The organism is Cellulophaga omnivescoria, assembly GCF_001999725.1.
GTDB classification, from domain to species: domain Bacteria; phylum Bacteroidota; class Bacteroidia; order Flavobacteriales; family Flavobacteriaceae; genus Cellulophaga; species Cellulophaga omnivescoria.
The window spans coordinates 1-16022 of the sequence record NZ_MDDP01000009.1 but is presented as its reverse complement, the minus strand read 5'-3'; the positions used below and the strand labels follow the sequence as shown (position 1 = coordinate 16022).

Below are 16022 nucleotides of genomic sequence, written 5' to 3'. Positions count from 1 at the left end.
TTTTTTAAAGATTTCAACTTTTCGTAAAGATAATCTTTTACCGATTCTCCAGATTTCGACTATGTTGAGCCAAATGATTATTTGACTTCAAAAAAAAGGTTAGTTACTTTATTTTTTATTTAAAGGGATAGTTACTGCAAGAGTATCAGGAGAATCCCGATATATGAGAAAGTTTATTGCCTGCCCATTTTTATTCGTCTCTACTTTTATAAAATTAGGGTAATCTATAATTTTAAAAACATTATCTCCAAGATACACCATTTCACTTTCTTTAGTGCCTTTAAAATGTTCAAAAAAAGGAGACTGAATATATAGACGATTGTTTTTAGCAACAATAATAGTTTCAAAACTTCGTTGATACAAGAAATCATCATATGTACCAACTAGCGCATTTTGTACATTTGTCGGTATAGGTTTAATTTTATTTTTTGGAATCTCTTTTTTCCATTTCATTATACTTAATAGTGTATTTCTTGTATAATCTATTACGGGAAATCTATTTGATTTTTCTCCATTTGCAAAAATAACAAACCCATTACCATCTTCCATTGTTGCAAATATATCTCCTCCTACCCCTGTATTTGAACCATTGCATTGAAACCAATTGTAGTTATCATATCCAAACGAAAGTTGCCACCCCAAACTCCAACCACCTGCAGCATCTTTTAAAGCGGAAATTGCAGTTGCTTTTCTGGCTACCTCATAACTGATTACAGTATTTCCTTTATTTCTGAGCGCATTTTGAATCTCAATGGCCAACTTCGCTAGATCGGTAGGTGTTGACCACATACCCGATGGGGCCAATTGAGGAGTAATAGGTAAACCTGTTTTTATAATATTTCCATCTTCATCATGTACCTTGGCCACATTACTCAAAAATCCATATTCATTTGGTTGAATCATCGTAGTATTTTTCAAATTTAATGGGGTGAATATGTGCTCCTGAGCCAATTCAGCTATAGGTTTTTTTAAATGATCTTCTAATGCCATTTGAACAATTACGTAACCACCACCACTATATTTCCAGCTTGTTCCTGGAACAAAAAGAAACTCTATTTCTTTATCATTATATCGGGGAAGTTGTCCCTTTAAACTTTGAACAATTGTAGGAACAGTATCACCATCATAAAAATCGGAGAAACCGTGTTGACTAGTGCCTGCTGTATGAGAAAGTAAGTGTTTCCAAGTAACTTTAATATTCTTAGTAAACTCGCTTTCTGGAAGTTGCCATCTCTTCAAGTATTTTTTAATGGGTTCATCTAAATTGATCAGCCCTTTTTCTTCCAAAATTAAACATAGTAATGCTGTAACTGGTTTTGTAATAGAAGCTGTAGAAAAAGAAGTATTTACATCTATTTTTTCTTGGTTGTTTGCAGCTTTCACCCCCCATTGTTGGGCATGTATTATTCTATAATTTTTAAATACAGCAATACTAAAACCTGGTAGTTTATGTTGGCTTAGTTTTTTTTCTATCTTTAAACTATCACCAATAAACCTATAATTTCCACTCATAGGTTTATTATTTTTATCATCACAATTCCAGAATAAAATTAATACCAATAAATAAAATATTTTTTTCATATTACAACTATATACCTTCAAGACGATATACTTTTATTTTTGCAACATTTAACCCTTTAATAAACATAGAATTATACCATAAATGTTTTGTTTACGTAACAAACACTATATTCTTTCCATTTAATAAAACATATGCATAACCAAAAGAAAAGTTGAATTCAAATTATTTAAAAATGCTTTAAACCTTCGTTTTCAAAATCACTTTCCGGCTCCCATGCGCTTCTTTCAACTCAATTTCTAAACGTTCATTATCACCCAGAACAAATTTAGGCAGCACATAAATAAATCGAGAAGATTCACCGTCTTTTATAGTCGTTTCCATTTTGTGTTTATACCTAATCCCTAAAGGTAATTTTTGATAAGAAGCTTTCCTTTTTTTATTCCCATTAGTTCTATAAATAGTCAGGTAATCAATTTCAAAATCGATTCCAGACTTATTCTTTACTTCAATGGCTAGGTATACTTCAGAACCAGCATATACCATTTTTTCCAATTGTAATTTGATTCCTTTTTTATACCTCCTTGCTATGGATGAAGAAGACGACCTTAACAAGTAGTCACTAAATTTTTGGAAATATTTAATTCGACCGTGAGCCACTGATTTCGCAACAGGTAAAGATTGCAGTATCTCAGGGTTCTCATTTCCTATGCTTTCACTCTCAGCGATAAAATAATTCAGTTTTTGTAATTCCTTTTTATACTTTAAAATATAAGAATAGATTTTACCATCACTAGTAATCGTCAATAAATTGCTTTCTGTTCCTGGTGTTGCCTGTAACAAACCAAAATAGCTTTCTTGTTCACGGTTATACGTAAATACAAAGTTTACTGTTCCTGTTATACCTTGGCGTATTGGACTTGAAAAAAACAAGGCAACATTCTTTTTTTCATTGGCATATATCGTATCTACTACTCTTTGAGCATTTATAGTTGTAGAAAAAATTAGGAAGAGGTAAATAATATAGGTTTTCATAGCGCTAGTTTTTAATGTTCATTTTGGACTTTTAAGAGTAATTGATAATTATCAGTCACAGTCACCTTTACAGTTCGGTTATTTCGTTGAAATATTTTTTTGACACCACTTACTTGAGGCACTCCAGGAATATGTATATCATCCACAATACCTCCTTCAACTTCTTGTCTCGCATTGGCTTGAAAACTATTCTCTACATATATTCCTTCACTCCCATCTTGCAAGTCAAAAGCTTTTAGTTCAACTGGTATGTTGTTGATGCTTTCTATAGTTATCATTGTACGGTTGGGCTTAAAGCTTACAAAGCCGTAAATGGGAGTATTCTTTGGCACTAAAGTATTATTGATATAAGCTTCTTTTGTCAATCGCAGTTGTAAACGATAATTGGTCTTTACTGTTTGTGTTCCATCTACCCGAACAAAAATCACTTCTTCCATTTTTTTAATGGCTAATTTTTGATTTTCTAAGGGGTTTGAAGCAAAGAATAATAGATGCTCTAATTCAAGTTCTTTTGCTGTCCTATGGCCTCCCTCCTTTTCTGTTTCTTTTATAGTTTTTTTGAGGTCTATACTAGGTAAAACTTTATTTACGGGCTTATTAAAACCGCTATCCGAATAACGAATGCGACCTTCGTTATAGATACTATCCACAATTCGCATCTTTTGTTTATCCAACAGATAAGGGTCATAAAGTCCTGTAGAGTCCAATAAGCGCTCATCATAAATACTTGGAGCATTAGTCTGCCTTTCTTCTTTCAAGTCATCTATCGCCTCCAGTTTGGATTTGTATTCTTTTTGTCTTTCTTCTAATTGAGGAATTAGGATTTGATTATTTTCAATGCTTGCTTCTTCATCTTCTCCTAGCATGATCACTGCGTATGAACCTATAAATAAAACCACACATAGTATGACAGCTGCAAAAACAATTTTATTCTTTTCTATCCCCATAAGTCTCTAATTTTTTAAGTTTGTTTTCAAAAAAATTGGTAATCAAAAAGCCATGCGTATTGTTTGGGAAATTTCTATCAACATGAATTAGGTTTCCCGTTGTTATCAGCTCATAAACATCTACAATAGATCCTCGATTGATTTCAAAAATGGTCGTAGTTTCAAAGCGATACGGTTCTTGTTGTATATCGATTCTAGATTCAATCTTCAATACTCTTTGAAGCAATGAATATTGTAATAATCGGTTGTAAACTCCATCTGCTTTCTTCTGTCTGTACAAGGCATCCACTGTACTATCCCCTAACCATAAAGCTTTATCTAGATTCTTATCGTAATTACTGGCATCTATGTTATAGAAATAGGTGTGAAAAAGTTCTAAATGTGCCTGTATTTCTACTTCTAAATTTTCCTGTTGAGAAACAAGTTTTAAAGGAATTATATGTCCATCGGTATTGACTACAAAAGCATTGTGAACCATTTCCTTATGAAGTTGTATCACGAGTATCAATGAAACGATACAAGTAAGAGCAGCTGTAATCACAACCGTCAATACAACAAAACGATTTAGCTTCATTAAACTGTAAATATTTTTATAAGGTGTTTTCATAATTAATTAGGCGCTAAAGAGTTTAAATACAAAAGATGTTGCTTTGCGATACAGCTTGAATTTGAGTAAGACGATAAACCCTATTGATCCAAATTGTAGTAAGGGCGCAAAAAAATCACTTCCCCAATCTGTACCGAATAATTCACCCCAGAAATTGGTGTTAATTTCAGTATAGAGGTTATTCACAAAGACATTGACCAAAAAAAAAGCAGGTACTAACATATAAACCCCTGCATAGAGTTTAAAGAAATTGTATGCCAATGTTCTAAATTTTTCAAATACAGCTAGACTAATTACCAACGGAAAAAAGGCCTGCATAATCCCTAGCAAGAAATAACGCTCTGCCAGAAACAAGGGATAAATAAACAAATCCAGCAACCATAAAAATATACCCACAATAAAAGCGATCGCTTTTAATCCATATAATGGTGTTACTAAAGCTTCATAAAGTAAGGCCAGTGCTTTTTTTGCAGCTTCCAATGCACCAACATCCTGTTCCAAATCAATGTCTTGCATTTGCAATGGAAGAAGAGCAGGCGCAGTATCCCTGTATTGATTTTCAATGGCAACTAAAATTCCATCAAAAACAGTCAATACCTGAGTCGAGAAAATAACCAAAATAACGACTGCAAAATTCTTCGCGAGTTCTGAAGGTGTTAACCCCCAAGTATATCCCTCATTATTCGCAACACCTTCATTGTATTTTTTTAAAATATTAATGAGAAAAAATAATAGCGCAAGTGTTTTCATTCCAGTAATAGTATACTGCGAAAAATCACTATTCTTAATGGTTGTAAATACTGCATCAATATATTCCAACCCTATGCCTAAAACAAATCCAGCCATTAGTAATTGGTTTCTCTGTTGTTGATTTTATCCTGCATTTTCCTAAAGGCAATAATTTCGCGATAACGTCTAGTTTTAGCTTCTATTTCAACCACCATTTCTTTGGATTCTAGCTCTTTTGCTTTAAGAAATTCAGCACGTTCAGCATCTGTCATTTTAAGATTATCACTTGAAAGTATCTGATCCATAAACTCCAAGCCCTCTAAAGAACTTTCGATAATGGAATTAAAAGATTCAGAAACCCGATGAACCTCATCGGCTTTGATATAAGGTGAATTTAGAATCTCTCGTAAATCACCTTGTACAATATCAAATAGCTTTTGATTGTTCCTTGTTAATTCACGCACCGCCTTCAATTGCTTTATAACATTGTTCACCTTCTCAATGTTTTCTTTTTGTTTTTTTAAAAATTCGACTGATTTTAATAATTGAGAAGTCTGTTTTGCGGATTCAATTAACGACTTAGATAGGCTAATAAAGTTAGTGTTGTCGTACACCGGCATTCCCTGACACGTCCCGCGTGCTTGTATTAAAAAGAAAACTACAACTGATAAGGTGGTTATTCTAATCTGGTTCTTCATAATGTTTATTTTTTTATTTATACTTACTTTTTATAAATCCATTTATGGCGGCTTCCATATTCTTTACTTCATTATAAATGGCCATAATAGCATCGCTTTCTTTTCCATCTGTTAGGTAGGCCGCATAAACCTCTTTTGGAACTTCTAATCGAAAAATGTTGCTTTCCTTTCCAATTTTGATGAAAATTTCAGTGTAGATTCTAGCACCCGTAAAATTGTTTCTAATAGATTTCAATTGATTTAAGTCGTGACTAGACAGGTTCAATCGTTTTTGTAATTCGTCATAGCCTTTTTCATTTCGAAGACTATAAATTACTTGTGTGTTTTCTAGAATACTTGCTGAAGTAGAATTATTAGGCAATTGATTGATCGATTGGAGAATGACGCCAATAGCTCCATTTTGTTTACGAATGGCTTGATAATAGAATTCTACACTTTCTAATACGTTTTCAAATTTGAGTTGTTTCGCAAACTCATCAAACAGAATGATTCCCTTTTCAGCTTTATTCCTCCAAATAGTTCTTTGAATTGCTGATTTAATAAGCTTTAACATTACCGAAAGGATTTCCTTATTATTCTTTACCTCATCCAATTCAAAAATGATCATTCGTTTGTCTTCAATTTTATAAGTCTGATCTTCATTTATAGCGAAAAGAAAACTATACAGTCCATTATCCACATATTCAGAAAGAATGTGTAAAAAATTGTAGACGCTAAAATGCGTTTCCTTTACATTGATTTCAGCAATAAGGGTATCCTTTTTCTTTTCGATAAATTGGTATAAAGAAGCCAATGAATGCCCCGTTCTAATGACCGCATAATAATACAATAAGACTTTTTTAACGGCTACCTCTTCAGCTTTGGAAGTTTTTTTTCCTGAAGCCAAAAGCTCTAATATAAAAACAGCTAAATCCTCTAACCGTTCTGGTGTCAAATCACTTTGATTGGATATATAAAAAGGATTGATTCCTAAATTCTTTCCTTGCTCATAACGCAGTATGATATGGTCATCAGGATAGAGTTTAGCAAACTTAGAATACGACCCCCCTAAATCAATAATCACTAGTCGAACTCCCGCCTCAAAGTATTGTCGAAGGATATTATTGGCTAAAAAAGATTTTCCTTCTCCTGTAGGTGCAAAAATGGCAAAGTTTCTAGCTTTAATACGTTTCTTCTCCTCATCCCATACGTCCTTAAGTACAGGAATATTATGTTGTCTATCATTAAAAATGATACCCGTAGCATCTGACTTATAGTTGGTATTGTTGATATACAAACACAAGGCGTGCTTCAAATCGGTTACATACAAATCTTCATTAGAGAAGTTAGAAGAAAAACAACAATAAGAATTCAGAAAATAATTTTTACGTTCCTCCCCTTTTGGATAATAAGGAACGATATCAAGCTCCTTAAACTCCGCCTTTATTTTAGAGGCTATTTTAGAAAGCTCTCTATCTTCTCTAGACCAAAAAATGATATTAAAATGTCCCCTTATTATTCTTGAATTATCATCGGCATTAATTTGAGCAACAATCGCCTTAATTTTTTTTAAGACGACTTTGTTTTGGGTTCCAAAATTGGAACTCTTGTTTAATTCCTCTATTTTCTTATCGAGTAACTTGCGCCACTTATGTTTATCATCTAGATAAATAATTTGATTGACCATATGATTTTCGTTCAAACTCAACCCTAAACCATCCATAAACCCCTGGTGAAACACAAAATCATCTGAAGTAAATTTAGCATTGGTTTTACTAGTCTGTACTACATCTCCAAAACACAATTCACTATTAACTGCCAAAACATCAAAATGATGTTCACCTATTTCAATGTTGGTTTTCTTCAATTGAATATCCGTATCAAAACCTTCATTAAAACCATTAAAGTAAGTATCACTGATGTCTTTTATGGATTCAGGACTCAGTGGTATTAACTTTACCTTGTGGCTATTATTGATATAAGCAACTGCATCGTTTACGGAAGCAATAAACTCCGATACATTATGGTCAAGTTTTTTATAAATTTCCTTTTCAACCTTGCGAAATGGATTTGTAAATTTGGAAGCATTCAAAGCTTTATTGATGGGCAGCGTAAAGAATAAGTAAGAAGTATGTTTCATATATTCTCGTCCTTTAAAATAGGTATTTGTAGCCCTAGCTAAGAAACTATCCTTTGGAATAGTCTTGGCGTCATAAGTTACCTTTTGATACATATCCTGTTTGTGAAGAACCGTGCTCACAGGCAATGCTTTAAAAGCCTGAAACCACACGCCATGTACGTCCTCAAAATCATTTTCTGATAAGGAATAGATTTCAGGAAAATCTACTTTATAACAAAGCACTACATTACCGTTAGTGGCAAATAAAATATGATCCTTGATATCTATTATAGGATAGTGTGAGGAGAGATTTATTTTGTTCATATAGATTGCTATTTTTTAAGTATTTGACCTTTAAAAATGCCTGCGACACAGGCATTTTTATTGCTGATGGTTTTTGGAAATACTTTTGTAAAGTGGAGTATTGTTGGATGCTTGCTAAGATTGGTCAATGCAACATATAGAGCAGTATTCCATATAAATACAATAAAAACAACAAAAAAATTGAATGAAAATATGATGATCAGTAATGTCCCAAGTACAGAGGTTATCATAAGTGCGAATAGTGAAATTGGTAAACCCATAATCACTGCTCGTTTTCTAATATTTTTATAGACTTGGTAATTTTTCATTGTCAGAATTGTTTTAAAATTGTTTCTTAGCGACTTAGACTACAATTCCGATTAGATAAGTAAAGATCCCAACTACCGCTCCTGCAATAAGCACAAATACCAATACCCGCGTGATTCCTTTTTTAAGATCTGCATTTTCACCAAAAAAATGGCCTGCATTGAAAAGGAAACCTATTAAGAAGATGACGCCTAAAATAATAGGAAAAATAGCCCTAATGGTATCGGAAACATCGTTTACAGAATTTTCAATTCCTCCAATTTGCGCAAATAAGGTATTTGAAATAATAAGGAACAAGACGGTTAAAGAAGGTAATTTTTTCATATTGAAATAATTTAATTTTTGTTTCATTTTTACATTATGAAAAATACGTTATATTAGAATGCAAATCATTGATTACTAGTATTTTATATAAAAAATATTATTTAAATTCGTTTGATTACAATTGAAAACAAATAACATTAATTTGTATTGGTATGGATAAAAAAAATCGTCTCAACTATGAAACTTAAATGGAAAACAAGGCTCAAAAACGTCAGTTTTATGATTTTGTTCCTAAAAATGTGTCTCATTTTTGGTCAAAAAAAAATCATACTAATTGACCCAGGACACGGTGGAAAAGATATAGGTGCAATTGGTATGTATGGTATTCAGGAAAAAGAGGTAGTTTTCAATATAGCTAAAGAAATAGTAAGACTGAATAAAATGGTTTTAAATGATAAATTTGAGATTTACGTCACGCGCTATAAAGACACTCTAATTTCTTTGAATGATAGAGCATATTTGGCTAAAACTCTAAATGCTGATCTATTTATCTCCTTGCATTGTAATGCATCCCAAAACAATGCTAAAGGCATGGAGGTATTTGTACATAATTCTGATTCACGCTTTACAAATGACGCTATTGAATTAGGATTAGCTATTTCAAATGAGACCTCAGGTAAATTAGGTTTTAAAACTAGAGGTCTAAAATTTGCAAATTTTCAGGTCCTACGTGAAACTATTGTTAACTGCCCATCAATACTTCTGGAGATTGGTTTTTTAACTAATATCGACGAAGCAAATTATCTTTCAAGTGTCGGAAATATTAAGGCATTGGCAATGTGTGTTTTAATTGGAATCTCAAACTATAGTAACTAAAAATTATGAGAGAGTTTTAATTTGATATTAATAGGTATATAAAAGAAATACTTTGGATGTTCTAAAGAAATAAAATAGAAGACACTAAGATTAGTTTGTTACAGTAATAAAGAAAAAAAAGACTTACTTCTCGTTCATATAGTTTCGGAGCAACAAGTGAATTAGAAAAAATTTAAAATTTATCAAAAATAAGAGCTTTAAAGTATATTAGTTATACCTAAAAATTAATGTAATAGCAATATTTGAAGATAAAACTGTAAAAAATTAATTTGTACTTTTAGTATTCGAGACCTATAATAACTACAATTTAAAGTAACAATTTGAACTGAATTTTCTTGAATATTCTCAAAATAAAATTATTTATAGGATTTCATGAGATAAAAAATAACTTAGTTTCCTTTACATCCCATATATTTTACTATTAAAATATGATTTTTGTAGACCTAGAAAAGCTAAAAAACTACCTAAAGTACTGTCTTTACAAGAGGTAGCTGACATTATAACGGTCACAAATAACATAAAACATAAAACCATTTTAAAGATGATATATGGTTGCGGATTAAGAATATCTGAATGTATAAACCTTAAAGTAGAAGACATAGACTCTAACAATATGCGTGTATGGGTAAGAAACGCAAAAGGTAACAAGGACAGAATTACGTTATTATCACCTACTATGTTAGCGCAATTACGTGCATATTATATAGTATACAAACCTAAAAGTGGTTGTTTGAGGGCGCAGATGGAAAGCAGTATAGTGCCTCTAGCATACGACAGGTATTTAACAGATCTAAAAAGAAGGCTAGGGTACATATGCCCGCAACAGTGCACACCTTAAGGCATTCTTTTGCTACACATTTATTAGACGCAGGCACCAATTTAAGGTACATACAAAAATTATTGGGGCACAATAGCTCTAAAACTACAGAAATTTACACCCATGTTAGTACTACTAATCTTATAAATATTACAAGCCCTTTAGATATGTTACCTAAATAATATATATTTGAAAGAGAAATAAACGCAATAAACTGCGTTTACTAACTAGTTGGGCTTAATTTGAATAAACATAGAAACAATATGGAAAATAACGACTTAGATGAAAGCTTATTTACTGACCCAGAAGATATTGGAGCAGAAAACGAAGAAGACATAGAACAAAATGACGACTCTTTTAGTCAATCCGTAATTTGGGGAACTGATTGGACTGCTGAAACTATTAACAACCAACTAACAAGAGGCAATATTGACTTATTCCCTAAATTTCAAAGAAGAGATGCTTGGTCAAACAAAGCTAAAAGTCGATTTATTGAATCTATTATTCTAGGACTGCCAATTCCTCAAATAATACTTGCAGAAAAGAAAGGCCAAAGAGGTAAATATATAGTAATTGATGGCAAGCAAAGACTCTTAACTATTCGTAGATTCTTTTCGCAAAAAGCAGATGATGAATTTAAACCTCTTAGACTTATAGGTTTAGAAATATTAACTGACTTAAGTGGTAAAACTTATAAGAAATTAAAAGAAGATGCTGAGTACATTGATGAATTGAATCAACTAGAAAATCAAAGTATAAGAACTACAATAATAAAAAATTGGCCAAATGAATCTTTCTTATTTACTGTATTTCTTCGTTTGAACACTGGAAGTATAAAGTTGAGTCCACAAGAATTGAGACAAGCTTTACATCCAGGTCCTTTTATTGATTTTGCTGATGAATTTTCAATTGAAAGTGAAGGAATTAGAAATATGCTTAATCTTAAAAAACCTGATTATAGAATGAGAGATGTCGAGATTGTTATTCGATATTTCGCAAATAAGTACTTCCTAAAAGTGTATGAAGGGAATTTGAAAAAAGCATTTGATAATACTGTTAAAATTTTAAATGAGAATTGGGAGAATGATAAAGACAAAATTATTGCAGATGCAAAAAATTTAGATAGTGCTATTCAATTCACAATTGAACTATATGGAGGACAAAAACAAGCCTTCAGTAAGTGGCTAGGTGATTCATTTCAAAACAATTTTAATCGTGCAATATTCGACATAATGGTATACTATTTTAGTGTTCCAGAAATTTTAGAAGAGGCTAAAACTAAAATGACACCAATTTTGGACTCTTTCAAAAATCTATGTATTGTAGATGAGGCATTTTTAAGCTCTTTTGAACACACAACCAAAAGTATGGACAACACATTTAAAAGGTTAACAACTTGGGGAAATGCTTTAGCAGATGTATTAGATGTTCCTATTGTAGTTCCTTACTATAATGAAAATGGATATTTAGAACAAACAATTTAAATAATGGCTAATTCATTAAGACATAACAAGTTATTGTCTCGGATTAGTGCTATAGAAAATAATTTGCTTCCGGCTGTCAAAATTTCTGGTAACTATACTAAAAAGGAGTCTGACCAAATTAGAAGTTATGTAATTCTAGTCCACGCGGAAATAGAAGCCTATTTTGAAGATATGGCATCAGAAAAAATTCAAAAATCATTGGATTTATGGAAAACAACAAGAAAGAAAAGCAACTGTCTTTTATCAGTTATGACATTTTGTGCTAAAGATATTATTTGGGATAATAAACCAGATAAAAATAGTATTGAATCGAGGATAAATAAAACAGTTATACACTATATTAATTTACTGAATAAAAATCACGGAGTTAAATCAAAAAATATAAGGAAAATATTATTACCATTGGGTGTTGAAGAATCTGACCTTGACCAAACTTGGTTAAATATTATGGATGATTTCGGAAAAAAGAGAGGTTCGTTTGCTCATACAACTCATAGCGTTCAATCTCAAATAGACTTGCAATCTGAAAAGAACCGAATTGATGTTCAAATAATTCCAGAGATAACTCGGTTAGATGGAATAATAAGAAACTTAAAATAAAAAACTAAGCCCAACAAAGGTAACCGTTGCACAAGTCTATAATTTGGTAAAAAACGAATAGATATAAGCCTCTTTAAGAGGCTTATTTATTGTTGCTTGGTAATTATAAAGTTAATTTTGGATCTCTTAATATTGCTAAAAAAGACTTGCCAATAACATTTTTTACTAAAAACAATAAAGCAAACTGTCCCGCTCCACTTTTTACATGTTTTTTTGTAAATTTTAAGTATTTCTTCAAATTATAGGCAATAGCAGACATATGCATTATTTTATTTGCCTGCTTTATACCTATAGTATTTATTTTTCTGAGCCCCATAAACTGTGTTAAGGTACCAAAGACTGGTTCTACAGTACTTTGCCGTTTGCCTTTCATATACCTACCTTGTTTACTGTTTACACGTGTAATATTTCTTTCATATTCCGCTCTATAGTACGTAACACTAAATTTCTTCTCTTGTGCACTTTTACCTAAGCAAATCCTGCGTATGGGGCAACCTATACAAATATGTTTTCTAGCCCGATACTCTTTCTTCTTTGTCTTGGTTCGGCTATCTAAAAATTCCTTGGTAAAAGGGATAACCTTGCCCTGAGGACATACATAATGATCTTCTGATTCATTATACATAAAACCATCTGGACCTCCCTTGTAAGTGCCATGAGGTGGTATAAAACTTTTTAATCCTTGACCTTCAAGAAATGCATAATTCTCTCCGCTACTATAACCCGTATCTGCTACACAGTTCTTAAACAATAAACCTTGTTGCCACAAACGCCTTTGTAACCGCTTTACAATATCTTGTAATTGTTGATTATCCTTGCCATCTGCGTGATATGCCTTAATATCGGTGATCACATGGTTGGCGATATCTACACTTAATTGGCTTTGGTAATTAAGCTTTCTTGCCTTACCGGGCTTTACACTAATAAGAGCATCGGGATCGGTAGGGCTATAATGTGTCTTATTACTGGTGTACTTTGAGCCTTTATTACCTGCCCCAGGACGTTGATCTTGATCTTTTGACCAACGCTTGTTTCTACTCTTTATAGCTGTTAATTCTTTTGTATTAGCTCTTATTTTTCGCTGATCCTTGCCCGACTTATCACCTTTACTCTTTCGGCGTGGTTGCTCCTTGTCCATTGAACTTATGGCTCTAATTTTTTGTAAATGTTCCTCTAATTCTTCCTCAGGAACCTTTAACTCAAGAGTATCCATACTCGCATTAGCTTTTACTGGAGCACTATCTATAGTCTGGGTATGACCACTAACCATACCGTTTTCTATACAAAGTTGTAAAACTTTTGTAAATACTTGTTCAAAAATTAATTCTGGAAAAAGTTGACGCGTACGACTAATAGTACTATGCCATGGTAGTTCCTCATCTATATCATAACCTACAAAATACATAATATCTAGACGCATAGAACAATGAGAAATTAACTTGCGGTCACTAATAATATTCTCTAAATAGCCTACCAAACATAACTTAAAGAACACAACAGGGTCTATACTCTTTTGTCCGCTTGAACCATAATATTTTTCTGTAAGAATATACAGAAAATTAAAATTACACACCTCATTTAACCGACGATAGAAATTTTCCTTTGGAACTCGTGAACTTAAACTAAAGGAATTAAACAATTTCTCCTGAAATACTTTTTTGCCTTGCATTCTTAAAGTTATGAATCTTATGAAAAGATAAGATTAACACTATGTCAAATTTTTACTAACTTGTGCAACAGGCACACAGTATAATAATAATTGCGGCTTAGTGCTTAATCAAAGGTCGTTGCGTGTTTGTAACGTCTGATTTTCCTTCGGAAAATCCTAGCATACAAACCCGCAACTATTCTTATACATAAACGTTAGCAAACATTAGAAATGAACGATACGATAACAAAATGGAAACCTAAACTTTATAATGAGAAACATTCTTTTGTCTATCATTATGGAGAAAGTCTTATTAATCTTCTCGACCCAAAAGAGAATCAAAGAATTTTAGATTTGGGGTGCGGTTCAGGACAATTAACTTTTAAAATAAGCGGACTAGCCAAAGAAGTGATTGGAATTGACAAATCAGCTGAAATGATTTCTGATGCCAAATCGAAATTCCCTAACATTGAGTTTCAAGTTGCCGATGCCAGTAATTTCAAATTCAATGAAAAATTTGATTCGATTTTTTCAAACGCAACACTGCATTGGGTGAACGATTTCAAAAACGCCATAAAGTGTATGTACGAAAATTTAAATTCAAATGGGAAAATTGTTCTTGAGTTTGGAGGTAAAGGAAACGTACAAACAATAGTCAATGAACTGAGAAACTCATTGAAGACAAGAGGTTATGAAAAGCAATCCGAATTAGACCTATGGTATTTTCCAACAATTGGAGAATATTCAACTGAACTTGAATCGGCTGGATTTAGAGTTCTTTTTGCAGAACATTATGACAGACCGACTGAACTTGCAGACGAAAATTCTGGAATAAAAGATTGGATTTCAATGTTCGGAGAAAACTTTTTTATCGGAGTTTCCGAAAATCATATGGAGGAAATTAAAAGTGAGGTGCAGGAAAAAGTAAAGGAACAATGCCTGATCAACGGAAAATGGTTTGCTGACTATAAAAGAATTAGGATAGTTGCGATAAAAGAAAAAACGTTTGCTAACAAAGAACTGAGGTAAAAAACAACTTTTTTTAGTATTTTTTATTTTATTACATTTCTATAATTTTGGTCATAAGGCAGGCCTGATTTCACGATTGAAAATGCTTGTTTTAGTAGCTTATTACACACGGCAATCAAAGCTAATTTTTTACTCTTTCCTTTGGCTAACAACCTTTCAAATAAAGCTCGGCAAGCGGTATTAAATTTACAGGCATTAAAACTGCACATAAATAGTAGATTTCTCAGTTTTGCATTGCCCATTTTACTAATTCTAGGACGTCCCTTTACACTGCTTCCTGATTCTCGGATTATTGGGGTGATACCCGCATAACTACATAATCCTTTATAAGAATCAAATCGTGTAAAATTATCGGTTAAAACAATTAAGGATATAGGTGTTTTCTCTCCTATTCCTGGGATACTTTTTAATAATGTTAGAGACTTTTGATGGGCTGATTTAACATTCTCGTATAACTTAGATTCTAGCTTTTCAATCTCTTTTGACAGCGATTTAAGCTGGCTCTTTAAGGAACTTACTACTACTTTTGATGGATTACCTAAGGTTGATTCGCCGTGTATCTTATTCTTTAGCTGGGTGCTCTGTTTTGTGTAAAGACTCAGTAAACGAGTAAGCTGAAGGTTTTCTTGCATTAATTCACTATCGCCTTTCCATAATGCAAGTGATTGGCTCTTGCCGTATTTCATAATCCAAATAGCATCACTCTTATCGGTCTTTACCTTAGATAGATTCATCTGGATAAAGCGCTTAATCTTTAATGGATTTATAATAGATACTGCTATGCCTTTATTATTTAAAAAATAGGCCAACTGAAAATGATAATATCCTGTGGCTTCCATTACACAATGAGCCTTGGTTGATAAAATTTTTGCAAATGCTTTAAAACCGCTAGCGCTGTTTTTAAATTGATATAAATCTCCTTCTGGTGTGCACACATCGTAGACATCTTTGCTTATATCTACACCATAAATTTGTTTATCTTTATTCATAATAAAAAAAATTGTAAAGAGCCAATCTACTGTATATTCAACAACTTAAAAT

Annotated in this window: 15 protein-coding genes and 1 pseudogene; 5 read left to right on the top strand and 11 right to left on the bottom strand. The window is 32.3% G+C overall.

Going from position 1 to position 16022, the window contains the following annotated elements; genetic code table 11:
- Positions 1 to 108: 108 nt before the first annotated feature.
- The 9 genes from BFJ87_RS04875 to BFJ87_RS04835 form a co-directional block, all read right to left on the bottom strand.
- Complete coding sequence (locus BFJ87_RS04875; RefSeq protein WP_077400773.1) at positions 109 to 1581, bottom strand: serine hydrolase domain-containing protein; 1473 nt, start codon at positions 1579 to 1581, stop codon at positions 109 to 111.
- Positions 1582 to 1759: 178 nt separating this feature from the next.
- The gene (locus tag BFJ87_RS04870; RefSeq protein WP_077400770.1) at positions 1760 to 2554 is read right to left on the bottom strand and encodes a DUF4138 domain-containing protein; all 795 of its coding nucleotides are present in this window, start codon (positions 2552 to 2554) and stop codon (positions 1760 to 1762) included.
- 11 nt (positions 2555 to 2565) lie between these two features.
- Positions 2566 to 3501 (bottom strand): conjugative transposon protein TraM, encoded by a 936-nt coding sequence (gene traM / locus BFJ87_RS04865; RefSeq protein WP_077400767.1) that lies wholly within the window; start codon positions 3499 to 3501, stop codon positions 2566 to 2568.
- On the bottom strand, positions 3482 to 4108 hold the full coding sequence (locus BFJ87_RS04860; protein WP_077400764.1) for a conjugal transfer protein TraK: 627 nt from the start codon (positions 4106 to 4108) through the stop codon (positions 3482 to 3484). The genes traM and BFJ87_RS04860 overlap by 20 nt, the downstream gene beginning before the upstream one ends.
- Positions 4109 to 4114: 6 nt before the next feature.
- The gene (locus tag BFJ87_RS04855; RefSeq protein ID WP_077400761.1) at positions 4115 to 4954 is read right to left on the bottom strand and encodes a hypothetical protein; all 840 of its coding nucleotides are present in this window, start codon (positions 4952 to 4954) and stop codon (positions 4115 to 4117) included.
- Positions 4954 to 5535 carry a conjugal transfer protein gene (locus BFJ87_RS04850; RefSeq protein WP_077400758.1) on the bottom strand — a complete coding sequence of 194 codons (582 nt, stop codon included), beginning with the start codon at positions 5533 to 5535 and terminating at the stop codon, positions 4954 to 4956. The genes BFJ87_RS04855 and BFJ87_RS04850 overlap by 1 nt, the downstream gene beginning before the upstream one ends.
- Before the next feature lie 13 nt (positions 5536 to 5548).
- Positions 5549 to 7957 carry a TraG family conjugative transposon ATPase gene (locus BFJ87_RS04845; protein WP_077400755.1) on the bottom strand — a complete coding sequence of 803 codons (2409 nt, stop codon included), beginning with the start codon at positions 7955 to 7957 and terminating at the stop codon, positions 5549 to 5551.
- Between the two features lie 8 nt (positions 7958 to 7965).
- Positions 7966 to 8265: a hypothetical protein gene (locus tag BFJ87_RS04840; RefSeq protein ID WP_077400752.1), complete on the bottom strand. Its 300-nt coding sequence runs from the start codon at positions 8263 to 8265 to the stop codon at positions 7966 to 7968.
- A 34-nt stretch (positions 8266 to 8299) separates the two neighbouring features.
- A complete protein-coding gene (locus BFJ87_RS04835) occupies positions 8300 to 8587 on the bottom strand; it encodes a hypothetical protein (RefSeq protein WP_077400750.1) in 288 nt (95 codons plus the stop codon).
- A gap of 177 nt (positions 8588 to 8764) precedes the next feature.
- On the opposite strand from BFJ87_RS04835, the gene BFJ87_RS04830 reads away from it, so the two are divergent.
- The 4 genes and pseudogenes from BFJ87_RS04830 to BFJ87_RS04815 all read left to right on the top strand — a co-directional run bounded on the left by BFJ87_RS04830 (position 8765) and on the right by BFJ87_RS04815 (position 12304).
- Positions 8765 to 9403: an N-acetylmuramoyl-L-alanine amidase family protein gene (locus BFJ87_RS04830; protein WP_077400747.1), complete on the top strand. Its 639-nt coding sequence runs from the start codon at positions 8765 to 8767 to the stop codon at positions 9401 to 9403.
- A gap of 403 nt (positions 9404 to 9806) precedes the next feature.
- A pseudogene (locus BFJ87_RS17130) lies at positions 9807 to 10402 on the top strand (tyrosine-type recombinase/integrase).
- An 81-nt stretch (positions 10403 to 10483) separates the two neighbouring features.
- Positions 10484 to 11704, top strand: a complete 1221-nt coding sequence (locus BFJ87_RS04820) for a DUF262 domain-containing protein (RefSeq protein ID WP_077400744.1) — start codon at positions 10484 to 10486, stop codon at positions 11702 to 11704.
- A 3-nt stretch (positions 11705 to 11707) separates the two neighbouring features.
- Positions 11708 to 12304: a HEPN domain-containing protein gene (locus BFJ87_RS04815; protein ID WP_077400741.1), complete on the top strand. Its 597-nt coding sequence runs from the start codon at positions 11708 to 11710 to the stop codon at positions 12302 to 12304.
- Between the two features lie 103 nt (positions 12305 to 12407).
- Here BFJ87_RS04815 and BFJ87_RS04810 read toward each other — a convergent pair whose 3' ends face one another.
- Positions 12408 to 13973, bottom strand: a complete 1566-nt coding sequence (locus BFJ87_RS04810) for an IS1182 family transposase (protein WP_077400737.1) — start codon at positions 13971 to 13973, stop codon at positions 12408 to 12410.
- Between the two features lie 210 nt (positions 13974 to 14183).
- Between BFJ87_RS04810 and BFJ87_RS04805 the strand changes: the two genes are divergently transcribed.
- Positions 14184 to 14981 (top strand): class I SAM-dependent methyltransferase, encoded by a 798-nt coding sequence (locus BFJ87_RS04805; protein ID WP_077400734.1) that lies wholly within the window; start codon positions 14184 to 14186, stop codon positions 14979 to 14981.
- Between the two features lie 23 nt (positions 14982 to 15004).
- Here the strand turns inward: BFJ87_RS04805 and BFJ87_RS04800 are convergent, their stop codons facing one another.
- Positions 15005 to 15970, bottom strand: a complete 966-nt coding sequence (locus BFJ87_RS04800; protein ID WP_077400731.1) for a transposase — start codon at positions 15968 to 15970, stop codon at positions 15005 to 15007.
- Between the last annotated feature and the right edge of the window lie 52 nt (positions 15971 to 16022).

Bases quoted from the DNA above. Each gene is read 5' to 3' on its own strand.
- BFJ87_RS04840 (WP_077400752.1), bottom strand. From the start codon at position 8,265: ATGAAAAATTACCAAGTCTATAAAAATATTAGAAAACGAGCAGTGATT.
- BFJ87_RS04810 (WP_077400737.1), bottom strand. From the start codon at position 13,973: ATGCAAGGCAAAAAAGTATTTCAGGAGAAATTGTTTAATTCCTTTAGT.
- BFJ87_RS04820 (WP_077400744.1), top strand. From the start codon at position 10,484: ATGGAAAATAACGACTTAGATGAAAGCTTATTTACTGACCCAGAAGAT.
- BFJ87_RS04845 (WP_077400755.1), bottom strand. From the start codon at position 7,957: ATGAACAAAATAAATCTCTCCTCACACTATCCTATAATAGATATCAAG.
- BFJ87_RS04805 (WP_077400734.1), top strand. From the start codon at position 14,184: ATGAACGATACGATAACAAAATGGAAACCTAAACTTTATAATGAGAAA.
- BFJ87_RS04815 (WP_077400741.1), top strand. From the start codon at position 11,708: ATGGCTAATTCATTAAGACATAACAAGTTATTGTCTCGGATTAGTGCT.
- traM (WP_077400767.1), bottom strand. From the start codon at position 3,501: ATGGGGATAGAAAAGAATAAAATTGTTTTTGCAGCTGTCATACTATGT.
- BFJ87_RS04835 (WP_077400750.1), bottom strand. From the start codon at position 8,587: ATGAAAAAATTACCTTCTTTAACCGTCTTGTTCCTTATTATTTCAAAT.
- BFJ87_RS04850 (WP_077400758.1), bottom strand. From the start codon at position 5,535: ATGAAGAACCAGATTAGAATAACCACCTTATCAGTTGTAGTTTTCTTT.
- BFJ87_RS04800 (WP_077400731.1), bottom strand. From the start codon at position 15,970: ATGAATAAAGATAAACAAATTTATGGTGTAGATATAAGCAAAGATGTC.
- BFJ87_RS04830 (WP_077400747.1), top strand. From the start codon at position 8,765: ATGAAACTTAAATGGAAAACAAGGCTCAAAAACGTCAGTTTTATGATT.
- BFJ87_RS04870 (WP_077400770.1), bottom strand. From the start codon at position 2,554: ATGAAAACCTATATTATTTACCTCTTCCTAATTTTTTCTACAACTATA.
- BFJ87_RS04860 (WP_077400764.1), bottom strand. From the start codon at position 4,108: ATGAAAACACCTTATAAAAATATTTACAGTTTAATGAAGCTAAATCGT.
- BFJ87_RS04855 (WP_077400761.1), bottom strand. From the start codon at position 4,954: ATGGCTGGATTTGTTTTAGGCATAGGGTTGGAATATATTGATGCAGTA.
- BFJ87_RS04875 (WP_077400773.1), bottom strand. From the start codon at position 1,581: ATGAAAAAAATATTTTATTTATTGGTATTAATTTTATTCTGGAATTGT.